The sequence below is a fragment of the Nostoc sp. genome (assembly GCF_036916735.1).
Lineage (GTDB): Bacteria > Cyanobacteriota > Cyanobacteriia > Cyanobacteriales > Nostocaceae > Nostoc.
Genome location: NZ_JBALFV010000076.1, coordinates 1 through 14,227 on the forward strand (window position 1 = coordinate 1; position 14,227 = coordinate 14,227).

Annotated in this window: 11 protein-coding genes and 2 pseudogenes; 4 read left to right on the forward strand and 9 right to left on the reverse strand. The window is 41.9% G+C overall.

Annotated elements, in window-relative coordinates; translation table 11 throughout:
• Positions 1 to 647: pseudogene (locus V7L20_RS17915) on the forward strand (sodium:calcium exchanger); the annotation flags it as partial.
• Between the two features lie 11 nt (positions 648 to 658).
• Here V7L20_RS17915 and V7L20_RS17920 read toward each other — a convergent pair.
• On the reverse strand, positions 659 to 793 hold the full coding sequence (locus tag V7L20_RS17920; protein WP_334745385.1) for a hypothetical protein: 135 nt from the start codon (positions 791 to 793) through the stop codon (positions 659 to 661).
• 182 nt (positions 794 to 975) lie between these two features.
• On the opposite strand from V7L20_RS17920, the gene V7L20_RS17925 reads away from it, so the two are divergent.
• On the forward strand, positions 976 to 1,866 hold the full coding sequence (locus tag V7L20_RS17925; RefSeq protein WP_334745386.1) for an SGNH/GDSL hydrolase family protein: 891 nt from the start codon (positions 976 to 978) through the stop codon (positions 1,864 to 1,866).
• 137 nt (positions 1,867 to 2,003) lie between these two features.
• On the opposite strand, the pseudogene V7L20_RS32740 reads toward V7L20_RS17925, so the two are convergent.
• A pseudogene (locus V7L20_RS32740) lies at positions 2,004 to 2,201 on the reverse strand (IS982 family transposase); the annotation flags it as partial.
• Between the two features lie 600 nt (positions 2,202 to 2,801).
• On the opposite strand from V7L20_RS32740, the gene V7L20_RS17935 reads away from it, so the two are divergent.
• Together V7L20_RS17935 and V7L20_RS17940 are read left to right on the forward strand one after the other, a co-directional pair.
• Complete coding sequence (locus V7L20_RS17935) at positions 2,802 to 3,047, forward strand: hypothetical protein (protein WP_334745388.1); 246 nt, start codon at positions 2,802 to 2,804, stop codon at positions 3,045 to 3,047.
• A 10-nt stretch (positions 3,048 to 3,057) separates the two neighbouring features.
• A complete protein-coding gene (locus V7L20_RS17940; protein ID WP_334745389.1) occupies positions 3,058 to 4,095 on the forward strand; it encodes a hypothetical protein in 1,038 nt (345 codons plus the stop codon).
• 109 nt (positions 4,096 to 4,204) lie between these two features.
• On the opposite strand, the gene ilvA is transcribed toward V7L20_RS17940, so the two are convergent.
• The 7 genes from ilvA to vnfG form a co-directional block, all read right to left on the reverse strand.
• On the reverse strand, positions 4,205 to 5,716 hold the full coding sequence (ilvA, locus tag V7L20_RS17945) for a threonine ammonia-lyase, biosynthetic (RefSeq protein WP_334745390.1): 1,512 nt from the start codon (positions 5,714 to 5,716) through the stop codon (positions 4,205 to 4,207).
• A 264-nt stretch (positions 5,717 to 5,980) separates the two neighbouring features.
• Entirely contained in the window at positions 5,981 to 6,466 is a 486-nt protein-coding gene (locus tag V7L20_RS17950) for a hypothetical protein (protein ID WP_334745391.1), read from the reverse strand.
• A 790-nt stretch (positions 6,467 to 7,256) separates the two neighbouring features.
• The gene (locus V7L20_RS17955; RefSeq protein WP_334745392.1) at positions 7,257 to 7,517 is read right to left on the reverse strand and encodes a hypothetical protein; all 261 of its coding nucleotides are present in this window, start codon (positions 7,515 to 7,517) and stop codon (positions 7,257 to 7,259) included.
• A gap of 745 nt (positions 7,518 to 8,262) precedes the next feature.
• Entirely contained in the window at positions 8,263 to 9,606 is a 1,344-nt protein-coding gene (locus V7L20_RS17960; RefSeq protein ID WP_334745393.1) for a nitrogenase component 1, read from the reverse strand.
• A 516-nt stretch (positions 9,607 to 10,122) separates the two neighbouring features.
• Positions 10,123 to 11,655, reverse strand: coding sequence for a nitrogenase component 1 (locus V7L20_RS17965; protein WP_334745394.1), 1,533 nt, complete (start codon positions 11,653 to 11,655; stop codon positions 10,123 to 10,125).
• Between the two features lie 107 nt (positions 11,656 to 11,762).
• Positions 11,763 to 13,148 (reverse strand): V-containing nitrogenase subunit beta, encoded by a 1,386-nt coding sequence (vnfK, locus tag V7L20_RS17970; protein ID WP_334745395.1) that lies wholly within the window; start codon positions 13,146 to 13,148, stop codon positions 11,763 to 11,765.
• A 473-nt stretch (positions 13,149 to 13,621) separates the two neighbouring features.
• A partial coding sequence (gene vnfG, locus V7L20_RS17975; protein ID WP_334745396.1) for a V-containing nitrogenase subunit delta occupies positions 13,622 to 14,227 on the reverse strand: 606 nt, incomplete at its 5' end.

Consider the following 14,227-nt stretch of genomic DNA (forward strand, 5'->3'; position numbering starts at 1 on the left):
ACGGTCAAATTAGTGCGACTTTGGGAGCATCGGGGAATTACTATGTTGGAATTTCAGCAGACCCCAACGTCAACTCCAACTATTCCCTACAGTTAGCCAATGCTACCATCACAAGCAATCAGCGTCTCACTGGTAATGCACAGAATAACACTCTGATTGGCGGTGACGGAAATGATCAACTGCAAGGGTTAGCAGGAAATGATACCCTCCAGGGAGGTAATGGTAATGATATTCTCACTGGTGGAACTGGTGATGACTTACTCTGGGGAGGACTAGGCAATGATATTCTCACTGGTGGAGCCGGGAAGGATAAATATCTGTTTCAAAGTAGTGGGGTTTTTAACACAAGCTTAGGTGTTGATTACATTACTGAGTTTGAAGCGGGACAAGACCAGATTGTGCTGAGTAAAACCAGCTTCAATGCTGTCACTAATAATGCGGGACAAGCTTTAACTGACTTTGCAGTTGTTGCTAACGATCAACTCGTCAACGCTAAAAATGCACATATTGTCTATAGTCAAAGTAGTGGCAGTCTATTCTATAACCAGGATGGTAATGTTCTGGGTACAGGAAGTGTGTTTGAGTTTGCCCGTTTAGGGAATCCTGATATTACTTTGAGTAGTAGCAATTTCAGTCTGATTGCCTAGTTTTTTAGCTATTAAGATGTAGAACAATTTTCGCTCTTTAGTTCCGATTCCAATTCAATTCGGAACTTTTTACCAATGGATTGCGATCGCGGTTTTGATGCCGTACTCTCGGCGATCGCGTTTATTGGTGAGATATTATCAAACACAACAGCGTTGCATTAAGACAATAGGCAAAATCCACACCTGAAAGTATCCGGTTTTGCTCACTAGCTCTGAAGCTAGCTTGTTAACTTAGAGAAGTGTTCAATAGCAAGCTTAATCTTTACTTACAAGAATAATCATCAACAATTCTAAAAACTATTGTCTTTAGGGTTTGCAAAAAAGTTTAATGCAACAAAAAAAGTGGCTTTTAAGAACAGGACTTGCTCTTTTAATTTTTATCATGGTTGTAGCTGCAAAAATTATCGATAAAACTCATCCCATTTCAGAACTTTATGTATTTGGGGATAGTCTTTCGGATACAGGAATGGTATTCCGGGCGACAGGAGAAATGTACCCACCTAATCCAACTTACTTTCAGGGGCGTTACTCTAATGGTCGGGTTTGGATTGAGTATCTTGCCGAAAGCCTCCATCTTTCCTCTAAGCAAACTCATAATTTTGCTTACGGAGGAGCAACTACTGGCAGTGTTAGCAACAGCTATGTACCTAGCTTGCTAAATCAAGTGCAGACGTTTACGCAGACACATCGACATCCGAATCCAGATGCTTTGTATGTGCTGTGGGCAGGGGCAAATGATTATTTGCAAGGGGTAAACAATGCAACTATTCCTGTTAAAAATGTGACAACGGCAATCAACTCTCTAATTGATGTGGGTGCTAAAAAGATTCTGGTTGCAAATTTACCAGATTTAGGACAGTTACCTGCCACTAGAAACAGTACGAATTCTGTAAACCTCAGTACATTAACACAAGCACATAATCAAGGCTTGAGGCGATCGCTTAAGATTCTAAATCAACAGCATTCCGATCTGGAGATTGTGCAATTAGATATTAACGCGCTCTATCGAGATGCAATCGCAAATCCGGCAGCCTTTAACTTTACCAATGTGAGCAGTCCATGTTTATCTGGCGATCGCACCTGTAGTAACCCAGACCTGTTTTTGTTCTGGGATGGCATTCATCCGACAACTGCGGCTCATCGCATCATCGGGGAAACTGCTTTTTCAACTATTCAAGAGGCAGGGATGAAGCAGCAAGATGTTTTCAGAATGCTTTAGCCATTGCATAAAAGCAAGAAAGTAAAAGCAGTATTACTATTGGAATGGATTATTGAGAGATATAGAGCGCAATCGCGGCAACTGGGATGTAGCCGAAACCCTGTATCGGCAATCTTTGGCAGTGAGAACAGAATTAGGCGATAGCCACTACCATGAAACCTATGACGATTGTCATCACTTCACTCAGGTGCATTCTTGATTTGCTGCGTCGCTCACCAGTTATTAATGGTTGGTAGTTGTAGTACTTGTTGCCACTACTGCTTCCACATTGAGCAAAAATCATTTACATCGCAGAAAATCTGGGCTACATTTAGGCGAAATACAATTGTGGACATAGTTGAGACACTGTTAATTTTTTCTTCTAATTTCAGTTTCAGCTTTTTTTTGGGCTTTTTTCAACCCGTTGAACTCACGTTAACCTAGTATCCACACCACAGTAAGTCAGTAGCCAGTGGCCGCTTCTAAATAGAGCGACAAAACTGCTTGGAATCATGCTTTGATTAGCGATCGCACACCCCCTCTTCAAAACCAGGAGGCGGTTGTTCTTTACACAGGAATAGCTTTGTTAAGTATTAGTCCTCTACCATAAAGGAGAACGGTAATTGATGATGGGTAATTAGATACACTGTCGATAACTTGATTTAACAAACAGTGGAAGTGGATAATCCTGCACTTCTCCATCCCCAGTTTCTCTGATCATGGCAATGAAAATTGCCTACGCCGAGAAAATGGTAGTGGTGTTTACTCACCACCAATTATATGCTGAAAGGATAGTCAATAGCTAATTATCAAGTTCCTCATCTGTACTTTATGCTAGGTGTAAAATTCACTGATTTGAATAAAACTTCTACATAAACACACACTGATGCAGCTTGATTTGCTTGAATAGCTATATTGATAGGACATTGAGAAGAGAGCAATTCACAATCCTGATTATGGCAAGTAAATTCATTGATGTTAGGGAATATACTGTCAGGGCGCACAAAAGACAGATTCATACTCGTGTTTTCCAGTTTGTCTGTAAAGAGTGTAACAATCTGACAAAGCGCGAGACTTTCGGGCCTCGACCCTTATATTGTGAGAGATGTCGCCCTCCCCAACCGCCTAAGAAATCCCAGCCAGCATCTCACAAAGCAAAACCCAGAGCAATGTCTTACAAAAGTGACATCGATTTAAATTGATTGAAGCCTTATGACTCAAAATGGACAATTAGAACCACCTCCAGGTACTTTTCTCTCACCATTGTTAGAATTACGAGACTATTATGCTCGCCTCACAGAAGAGTATGAACGCCTCTTTGTGCAGGCGCGATCGCAGCTCGATCATGTAGAAGCGTTGTTGTCTAACTGGTCTTTTTCTAATAACAGCAAGCAGATATCAAGTCTGACGGCAGCTAATGAAACCTCAAATGTTTCCCAAGAAGGCTCTTTGCGGTTTTTATCACCTCTTGATGACATCGACGAAATCAACTTGGCGGAGCCTGTACAGTCAGAACTTGCAGATAAAAACTTGGTTGAGATCGATAATTCTTTTTCTGCTGTTGATACAAAAGAGAGTCAACCTTCAACTACATCGCCAGATCCAAAGATCACCGCAGAGAACAACGATAGTTCAGCAAAGGTGGCCGAAATCCCGATGCTACCTCAGTATAATCACGCTCTTTCCCGAATGGAAGCCATAAAACAGCTATTGCAAGAGCACAAAGGTACTGTATGTCATATCGATTTTATCGTGCGATCGCTTTATGGAGAGTTAGATTCCAATCTATTCAAAGTAGTTAAAGGTAGAGTTCAATCTTCCCTCACCCAAGGCAGAGAAAGGAATTACTGGGTAACTATTCCTGATGAGCCAGGTTGTTATACTCTGGATTTAAGTTTGGTAGCCCCAAATAACCGCAATGCTGCTTCTAAGAGCATCAAAAACAAAAACAAGAAGCCTTTTGTACCCCCGATAAGAGCAGTACCGATGCTCAAAGCCTTTGAAGGTCAATTCTTAATTGATGCCCTCACCTCGCTGTTTGAAGAAAATCCAGGTAAAGTTTTCAGCGTTGCTGAAGTCATTGCCGGAATTTATGGAGAATTAAATTCTCAGCAACTTCGAGAGGTCAAAAATAAGGTATTGAACGAATTATCTAGAGGCTATCGAACAGGCAGATTCTCTAGGGTTCCTAACCAAATTGGCTTCTATACTTGGGACTCCAATATGATATTGGAGAGTAGTTCTCGTTAAATGGGCATGGGGCATTGGGCATGGGGCATTGGTCAATAATCAATAGTTCTTCTTCCCCTGCTTCCCATGCTTCCCCTGCTCCCCCATTTCCCCATCTACTACTCCCCACCTATCCCAAAAACAGCTTGTATGCCGGATTCTTATTCTCATCCCAATAGCGATAGCCCAGGTTATGGAGAAAAGCTTGCCACTCTTGCATCTCGTGCGGGGGAACCTGGATACCAACAACGATTCGTCCGTAGTCTGCCCCATTGTTGCGGTAGTGAAAAAGACTAATATTCCAGTCGGGACTCATGGAAGTAACAAACTTCATCAATGCACCGGGACGTTCGGGAAACTCAAAACGGTAGAGCAATTCATTGTTAGCCAAGGGAGAATGCCCACCCACCATATGCCGCAGATGTAATTTAGTTAATTCGTCGTCTGTTAAATCAAGAGTTTCAAATCCTTGAGCTTCAAAGGTTTCTACCATCTTTGCAGCATCAGCACGATTTTGAATTTGCACACCGACAAAAATATGGGCTGTTTTTTCATCGGCAATGCGATAATTAAACTCGGTAAGATTACGATTGCCTATACATTCACAAAACTGGCGAATACTTCCCCGTTCCTCTGGAATTGTGACTGCAAAGATTGCTTCGCGGCGTTCACCCAACTCTGCCCGTTCTGCCACAAAGCGGAGGCGATCAAAATTCATGTTTGCACCACAGGCGACAGCAATTAAGGTTTGTCCTTCAATTTGTTCTCTTTCTGCGTAGGCTTTGGCAGCTGCAATCGCCAATGCACCAGCTGGTTCTAAAATTGATCGCGTATCCTCAAACACGTCTTTAATCGCAGCACAAGTATCGTCTGTACCTACCAAAATAATTTCATCTACATACTCCTGACACAAACGAAAGGTTTCTTCACCTACTTCTCGCACCGCCACGCCATCCGCAAATAACCCCACTTGAGACAAGCGCACCCGATGTCCAGCTTTTAGCGATTGAGACATCGCATCAGCGTCTACTGGTTCAACGCCAATAATCTTGATTTCGGGACGCAAGCGTTTTACATAAGCCCCAATTCCAGAAATTAATCCGCCCCCTCCAATCGCTACAAAAATCGCATGGATGGGTTGCTGATATTGTCGTAAAATTTCCATCCCAATTGTTCCCTGTCCAGCAATGACATGAGGATCATCAAAAGGATGAATAAACGTCAAACCTTTTTCTATTTCTAATTCACGCGCATAGCTATAAGCATCGTCGTAGGTGTTTCCATATAAAACCACTGCTCCGCCCCTCATTCTAACTGCGTCCACCTTGACTTGAGGCGTGGTTACTGGCATAACGATAATCGCTTTAGTTCCTAAGCGATTAGCTGCAAGGGCGACACCCTGAGCATGGTTCCCCGCAGATGCGGCAATTACACCCTGTGTCAATATATCTGGTGGTAGCTGCACCATTTTGTTATAAGCACCCCGCAGTTTAAAAGAAAATACTGACTGCATATCCTCGCGTTTCAGCAGGAGTTGATTATTCAGCCGTGCAGACAAATTTGGGGCATACTCCAGTGGTGTTTCCTGGGCAACATCGTACACACGGGCAGTCAGGATTTGGATGAGGTAGTCGCAAAACATGGACGTCAAGGTGTTAGCAAATGCCGGATGGAAACTAATTTTACGTTACAAGCGATCGCACTGGTTTTATTTAATTACACTCCCTCAAAATTTGGAGTGAATCTATGCCCAACTCTACCAGAGGCTGCGCCCTAAGCGTAGCTATGCCGCAGGCTTTACGACTACCAAGAAAACAAGCTATTCCCCATGCCTAAAAACTCCATCCCCTTTATGCGTGGAGTTTTTTAGCTTCAGCACTTGACGCTGTCAAAGAAAGTCCTGCTTTTAGTCTACATAATCTGTTGATATTTGCTCTTCAACAGTGTTATCTGAAACTATTGGGCGGTTACCATCTATCTTTAAAGTATCCTGAACTTGAAAATTACTCTTAGCTATCGGACGTTGACCATCTATATCAAGAATATCCTTTACCTCTAAATCACTAGGGTCAATTGGACGTTTACCATCTACAGTTAACATTTCATGTTCTTGAAAAGCGCTCTTAGCAATCGGACGTTGCCCATCTATATTAATTGTTTTATCATAATCAATTTCATTCTTAACAATTGGGCGTTCACCATCTATATTTATTGTTTCTTTAACTTCAATATTACTTGGATCGACTGGACGCTGGCCATCTATATCAATTGTTTTATTCGTCTCTGTTATTTCGTTATATGATGAAGTCATATCATTTTTATTTCCTAGTTTTTGTTGATCTAATTGATTTTTAATACTATCAACTTTTTTTGTGTTATCCATGTTTGCCATAATGATTATTAGACTATTTATTTACTACCAATATAAACTTAAAAATTATTTTTCTCTAAGGTTAATATACTTATCATTAAGTAAAAACCAGAAAAACTTTGATTTATCCAACTCTTACTTTATTTAAGTATAATACTGAAGTAGAAGCAAAAAAACCTCTATCATAGCACAGAATACATATATGACTTGAGAGGGATTTGTCATTTCTCAGAGCTGAGAAATTTCTGAGAGATACCTGCGCGGGTTAGCTTTAAGAGGGTTAGTATCCACAGTTCCGTTACCAATAACAATTAATTATACAAAAAAGATAAGGGATTACTCATCTTTTCGGCAAAACCAAGAATACCGCAATCCCGCAACTAAAGCGATCGCTCACCCAGTTTTCGGGATCGAGACCGAGTAGGCGCAACGCCTCATGTGCGGCAAAATCGAGGTCAGTCGTTGTTGTCATGTCGGTAGAGGATGAAATGAGATTTTTTCAAGATTAGTGATAATGAAGAGTATAATACCATAAATAACTAATAATTAGTTGAGCTAATATTATGTTTACGAATAAAATAATTGCTGACTGTTAATGAAGCCGTGCTGATGTCACCCAAATACTTGGAAGAAGCTACCCTAGTAAAACTGTACTGCACATTGCAAATTAGTTGAAAGTTTCTATTAATTTGAGTAGCTGATAACGCTTATCTTTATTTATTGGTAATGCCTGCGCTGGTCACTGAGCTTGCCGTACCACTTTGTGGAAGCAAGCTATCAAGAGCGTCTCGTAGAGAAGTGTGGACTACGCCTACGCCTTTAAAGAAAAACTTTTTAGTTTGCTGAAAATCCCAAACCGTTTTATCTTTTGTTCAAGAACAGCCTCACGATGAGCAGATTCTTGTGGTGAGAATTTCCAAATATCACCTATCTTATGTTCTTCCCGATCTGTTAATTGGAGATGATGTGGTAACTGGGACTGTTGTCCAAATAACCAAGGTACTCCATTTAATAATTCTCTTTCTATTCCATGAAACATATTTTCACCATTATTAAAAATAACTTGCTGCAATTATTGGCGTTTGGCAATATTTTGGTTAAAACTGCTTTTCCAAAGTTGTTTCAGATCAAGCACTCTGTACCTCATGTACTTGCAAACTGCTGTAAGTATATTAAGCTACTATTAATGCTTGTCGTTCTTGTCGTTGCACTTCTTGACGTACCAAAGGAATCACATCTCGACCGTAGGTGAGGTCTGAGGACAAGCCGATTAGAAAAGTGATCTAATGTTGCTAATTTGCGAGCGGCTAAAGTGGGAGCCAAGTTGTTCCCTTGCAGCAGCTACATAACTAATGTCTTGAAAACAGTGTTCTTTTAAATAATTCATCACAATTGACTCATTGATATCAATTTTTAGGAGTTGAAACAAGCATACCTATGATAATAATAATTAACTACATTAAATCTATCGATTTAATGTATTAAGAAGATAGGATACCACCTTTTGCTCATCTGACCACATCAAATAAATATTTCTTTATCTTTGACTATGAAAAGTTAGCGGAGGTATTTTTATGTGAACTTATAGCACTCCTAAATCATTTGTGAAAATTATATATCTCTTTTTTCTTTCTTCTCTTTGCCTCCTTCTCTAACGAGACGCTGCGAGTTGGCAAAAGCCTCTCGTTGAGAAGGCGGTTCGTTTCTTTATCTATATTTTTCAAGGCTCATTTAGGATTGCTATATGCTCAAGACGCTTCGCACACGCCTCTGCAACGGTTTCACCCACGATCGCCAAGACACCTGGAAGAATTTTACTATGTCCAATGAATCTCTTTAGAACGAAAAGCTCTATCCCAATCGTTAGCAATCACCTCCATCATATTGACCATACCTTCATAGCCAAAATATGGCTTGTCAACATAAGTTTCTCTGTTAGTGGGGCTAAATACATCAAAAGTAATTTTTATTCCCAATTCCTCTGCCATGTATTTTTCCCATGCCGAGCCAATTACAGCATCAACATCCAACTCTTGTAAAGTTTGTTTAACTTGATAGCCATCTGCTGAAAATACCACGCGAGGAGCAAGACCAAGACTATTTAGTTCTTGCTCCAGAATTGAACGAGAATCAGGCATCGCCGAACGAAATAATAAAACTTCAGGAATCATCTCCAATTCTTCAAACAGCATTCTGACTAGTCCAATGCCAAGCGTCCCATCCGCAGATACAGCAATTCTACAGTTACGATATCGGGGAATAATCATCAACGCTCGTTTGCGAAGTGTATCTACGACCATTTCTTCGCCTTGTTTAATGATTGGCTCCACTTTTTCATCTATCTTGAAATGTGCCGCCAATGCCTTCAACCACCGAGTAGTGTTGTTTACACCTATTGGTAAAGGTATATCATCAAGGATCAAAGGAATGTCATGAGTCTCTTGCATTTTCCGAGCAAACTTATACCCGACATCATGACTGAGAACAATATTGGCTGTTGCCTCACCAGCTAGCTCCAGTTCTTCAAATGAGGTATTATGAGAAAATACGGTCTGTACTTTAATCCTTAAAGATTTTAAAATCTGCGTTACCCATTGCAAATCAGCCCACCAAGTAGGATTAAGATTTGCCTGTGGCGCAATGATATTTACAATCCTTGGCTTTCTACCCCTTCTCTTGGTCTGTCTTTTTTTGATAAAAGGAAGTAAAGCCTCCAAACCCATCTCCAAGCCATCATAAGCATTACCCCGAAACCCACCAGCAAGTAAAGGAACAAGTTTGGCTTTGATATCTGGCTGAAGTTGGTTGCACAATCCCGCAATATCTTCACCAATGATGTCCGCCGCACAAGTACCAACGACAAACATCACCTTAGCATCAAAAGATTTATCTGCATCTTTAATCATCCCTTTGAGTTTCTCAGACGCTCCCATCACAATGTCTGACTCAAAAAGACGAGTACAACCTACTTTTCGCTTGGTGAAATCAACCTCATGAGCATCATACCCAGCTGCGACAGTAGACGCGCAACCCTGTGGAGACTGAATCACAATACTGACATCTTTAATGCCAGCAACCGTAGTTGCAATACCTTCAAGGGCGCACCCAACAACTGGGTCTTTACTATGGTTACAATTATCAAAAGTTAATCCAGCAGACATTTATTTCCTCCTATTTTTTTAAGGTTTGACTCTGGTAAACTCTGGTAAACGCGTTTCACGCAGTTTGTAGCGACTTCTGCTTTGACGTTTTCGTGTTTTGTGCAGGCTGTAAGAGCTTCTGCTTTAACGTTTCCGTGTTTCGCGCAAGCTGTAAGAGCTTCTGTCTTCCCTGTAGCAACTTCTGCTTTGACGTTTCCGTGTTTCGCGCAAGCTGTAAGAGCTTCTGCTTTAACGTTTCCGTGTTTCGCGCAGCCTGTAAGAGCTTCTGTCTTTCCTGTAGCGATTTCTGCCTTGACATTTTTGGCTTAAACCTTGCCCATATCAAATGCCACCGAATCAGTCTACGTCGTTTGGGTTGAGGAACGTAGGTGCAGCCTTCTTGCAGGGTAACCCAATATTTCCAAAAGTTTGTTGGGTTTTACTACCCTGCGGTCAGCCGCCTCTGGTATCTACGTTTTACCCAACCTACAATTTTTTTGTAATCCAAAATCCAAAATCCAAAATCCAAAATTGGTATTACTCGTTAAAACATTTTCCCCGTTTCTTTCCTGCATATACGGTACAATCAGGCAGGTCTTGGGCTAGTTTTCCAGTCAGTGATTGAGCAGATGCTAACCCAGAATTTTTAGGGAACACCATTTGCTTGGTTAAAGAACTGCGAGGTCTAAAGCCATATTGGAGTGCTGTTTTAATACACTTTGCGACCTTTAAGGCTCCGCGATAGCCAAATCTAGGACGATTTAAGATGGCATTTAAATCAACGACGGGAATATGAGGGAAACTCAAAGAAGAACCAAAATATACTACTGATTCGGGATCGAGACCACCAATAAAATCTAGTAATTCATCTTCCGTTTGTTTCATGGACTCGTACTTACCAAAGGCCAGCGTCCCTTTCGTAATGAGAATTTCCGGGTCTAACCCTGTTTCCAACAAATAATCTACACTGGTTTCTCGTGCTTCTGTACTCCAAGGATGGAAATTATAGATTACCGCACGCATTCCAAAATCACGCTCCAACATGTGGGCGATGGACAAGCACTTGATAGCATCATGTCCTTCGATAATCGCTAATTTCCCTTCTATATAACTCTTAGCTTCTTCAAATTCTGTTTTGATTGCGGCATATTCCCTTTCCATCAATGCAGCCGCTTGTTCTTCCATCCCTAAATATTTTGCCGCCCCTTCGAGCCATTTTTCTGTAGCGCTGATTCCATAAGGGAGGATAGTAGAATTTAAAGGCGTACCAAACTTGTCTGACATGGCTTTGCCGATGGTATAGCCAAGATCCAAGCATAAGGTACAGTTGACTGCCGCACTCGGTGCTTGCTTGAGTTCTTCTAGTGTACAATCGCCAGCGATGACGCTGTGAACTCTTGCCCCCATTGCTTCTATCAATCGCACCAGTTCTTTAACATCAGTTTCAACTTCCGTCCTTTCTGGGCCCATCTTTGCGCCTACAATATTGACAGCATCGGCTAGTTGTGCTTTTCGTTCTGGAGTTGGCGGCTCCATAAAGTCTACGATTTGCCGAAATACGATATCAAATCCACTGCGATACTCTCCGGCGAATCCTTCACAATGTATCGTCATGATCTCAGCATCGATTTCGCTGCGGGCTTTATTCACTACGTCATCAACACAGTCGCCAATAATACCAGACGCACAACTAGTAGCAACAACGATCGCATCGGGATGGTATTTTTCATCTACTTCTCGAATCGCGCCTTTTAATTCTTTTTCTCCACCAAAAATTACCGCTTTCTCACTCATGTTCGTAGTCACCACTGGTTCATAAGGGGAACCACTATTGCGGCTATTAGTCAGCTTGTATGCCCGCTTGACACCATAAGCACAGCCACTCGGCCCGTGAGAAATGACGATCGCATTTTTAATGCCACTTAAAATCTTCGTTGCAGTCCAAAATTTACAGGGACGGGTATGACTACCTTGTAAAGTGGTCTTAATCTTACCCTCTTTTGCCAAGCGATACAGTTCGCTCAAATTTCCGTAAAATACAACATTCTGATCTATACTTGTTGCAGTCATGATAGCTCTCCAGTCTTTCAATAGCTTCTATCGCGCGGGTGATTAGATCCCCGACTTCTTAAAGAAGTCGGGGATCTCGCAAATCATCAAGTATCCTCTTCAGCTTTCTACCAAACGTTTAAGATCCATTCACGCTCGTGCTTGTTCTCCATATCTGCAAACATGGTATTAGCAATGGTGTCTGCTAGCCATTCTGCTCCTTTATAGCCAATCACAGGATATTTCCACAGACCTGCACGGTCAAAGCTGGGGAAACCAACCCGAACCATTGGAATCTTGTGATCGATAGAAATATATCGACCCTTGGAATGACCTAGAATCAAGTCGATTTCGAGGGATTTATCTTGAATGCGGCGCTCCAATTCCCAGAGGTCTGCATTCCAGATAACTTCGATGTCGGTGGGTGACTTTTTCTCCAGAGCAGTAATTCTTGGATCTTTTGCACAAGCCTTGTTATCATCCCCTAATAACAGTAGCACTGGCTCTAACTCACATTCCAAGCAGAACTCTGCTAGACCAATTACCAGATCGGGATCTCCGTAAATAGCTACCTTCTTGTTAGCGAAGAACATGTGGGCGAGGTCGGCGATCGCATCGATAGCCTTTCCACGTTCTCTGACTAAAGATTCTGGTATTGGTTTCCCAGTCAGTTTTTGGATATTTTGCAGCCAGATGTCGGTATTTTTGATCCCAATTGGTGTTGGGCCAATGATTGCAGGAACCTTAAACTTCTCTTCTAAGAATTCGGCTGCACTACCGCCTTCATATTTGCATAAGGCAATAGTTCCCAACGCATTAGCAGAATCAGCAATTTCTTCAATGGTTGAATTCCCAAAGGCAAAACTTGTCTTATCGGGCATGGTAGGCGCATCAAAAGATTCTGTATCCACTAAGATGTTTGCTGGAACATCCATATCTTTTAAGATGCGCTTGATTTCCGTGACATCTCCAGGGTTAAGCCACCCAGTAATGAGGTTCAACTTGCCAGTTGGTTCGCCTTTTTTTGCCAGGGTAGAAATGATTGCATGTATGCCGACATTATAGCCACTGACCTGGCTACCTTTGTAACTGGGGGTATGCACGGGAACAAGGACAATCTTGCGATCAGGATAAGCCTGCTTTAACTGGCCGTTGAGCTTATTAATGGTTCCTTCGATATCATCCCCAATTGTCTCAGTTGAACAAGTCGTAATAATTGGAATAATCCGTAAATCGGGATATCGTGCAACTAAGGTGTGTACAGCTTCCTCAATGCGTGGCTGTCCTCCAAGGACAGCGCTATTTTCATGGAGTGAAGAAGAAGCAATGTCAAAATTTTCCTTCAAATGCTGGGCAAACAGCAGACGAACGAACATACTACACCCCTGTCCTCCATGCACCAGAGGAATACAATCTTTTACTCCGATTGCAGCGTACTCAGCTCCAGCAGGCTGACAGGTAAAGATAGGATTGATTATTCCCTTGCGTTCTTTCTGTTTTACAACTACAGACATTCTCTTGACTCCTATGTGGTAAAAAATTGCGTGATTTTGTTTGGCGTTGCTGAACGAAGATATGAAGTGTCTTTTTGAGCTTAAAAAAGTGGAGCGATGTCTGCATCCAACCAAGAAGCAAGCTACTCATAGCATCGATTACAGAAGAAAAGTAGAATTGAATTTCTTGAAAATCTTGAAAGCTAGATGAGATGCTTCTGTAGTCAGACGGTACGCGGACACTACGCTTCTTGGCAATGCTTTTGGTGTAGTCCGTCGTGACACCGCTCTTTACTCTGTAAGTCTCTACTCTGTAAGAAAGTTTCTGCACAAACACTAACAGGATGACTTGACTCTAATTCATACTCCAATTCAATAACGCCGTTCGTTCAGTGAGTTAGCTGGTGTTCTCCCTTAATGCTGCTTCTTACGAAGGGGAGAAAGGGAGACGCTAAGAGCGTCACCCAAAGGGTTGAATTACCGATCTAATTGCTCTAGTAAAGCGAATAATGCAATTCACCATTCTTCGACTTGGTTATTACAATATCGATCAGCATTGCCTTAACAGACTCCAGTACTGCTTTCTTTTGCGAGTTCTCCATGCTAGTTAACCATGAAAACCTAATTTCCAGGTCAGCAGAAAGGATCTTCGCATCTGCATAATAACTTCTGTCGATCAAGGTTTCTAGAACTACCTTTTCTCCAGTCAAGATTCGGGCGGCCATATTGAGAACACCATTGATGTTTTCTTCCCGATCCCATGCACGAGAGTGAAACTGCCACAAACAACGTTCTTGAATTAATTTTGTGACTTCCGCAGCTCGCTCTTGAATGTATAACGCGATTTCTTTAGCTTGCACTTGAACCTGTGGTGCAACTTCCTTAGCTTGTGGTTGAACCTGTGGTGCAACTTCCTTAGCTTGTGGTTGAACCTGTGGCGCAACTTCCTTAGCTTGTGGTTGAACCTGTGGCGCAACTTCCTTAGCTTGTGGTTGAACCTTTGGTGCAACTTCCTTAGCTTGTGGTTGAACCTGTGGCGCAACTTCCTTAGCTTGTGGTTGAACCTTTGGTGCAACTTCCTTAGCTTGTGGTTGAACCTG

Excerpts from the sequence above, each read along its gene's own strand:
- ilvA (WP_334745390.1), bottom strand. The coding sequence starts at position 5,716 with ATGTTTTGCGACTACCTCATCCAAATCCTGACTGCCCGTGTGTACGAT.
- vnfK (WP_334745395.1), bottom strand. The coding sequence starts at position 13,148 with ATGTCTGTAGTTGTAAAACAGAAAGAACGCAAGGGAATAATCAATCCT.
- V7L20_RS17965 (WP_334745394.1), bottom strand. The coding sequence starts at position 11,655 with ATGACTGCAACAAGTATAGATCAGAATGTTGTATTTTACGGAAATTTG.
- V7L20_RS17940 (WP_334745389.1), top strand. The coding sequence starts at position 3,058 with ATGACTCAAAATGGACAATTAGAACCACCTCCAGGTACTTTTCTCTCA.
- V7L20_RS17925 (WP_334745386.1), top strand. The coding sequence starts at position 976 with ATGCAACAAAAAAAGTGGCTTTTAAGAACAGGACTTGCTCTTTTAATT.
- V7L20_RS17960 (WP_334745393.1), bottom strand. The coding sequence starts at position 9,606 with ATGTCTGCTGGATTAACTTTTGATAATTGTAACCATAGTAAAGACCCA.
- V7L20_RS17950 (WP_334745391.1), bottom strand. The coding sequence starts at position 6,466 with ATGGCAAACATGGATAACACAAAAAAAGTTGATAGTATTAAAAATCAA.
- V7L20_RS17935 (WP_334745388.1), top strand. The coding sequence starts at position 2,802 with ATGGCAAGTAAATTCATTGATGTTAGGGAATATACTGTCAGGGCGCAC.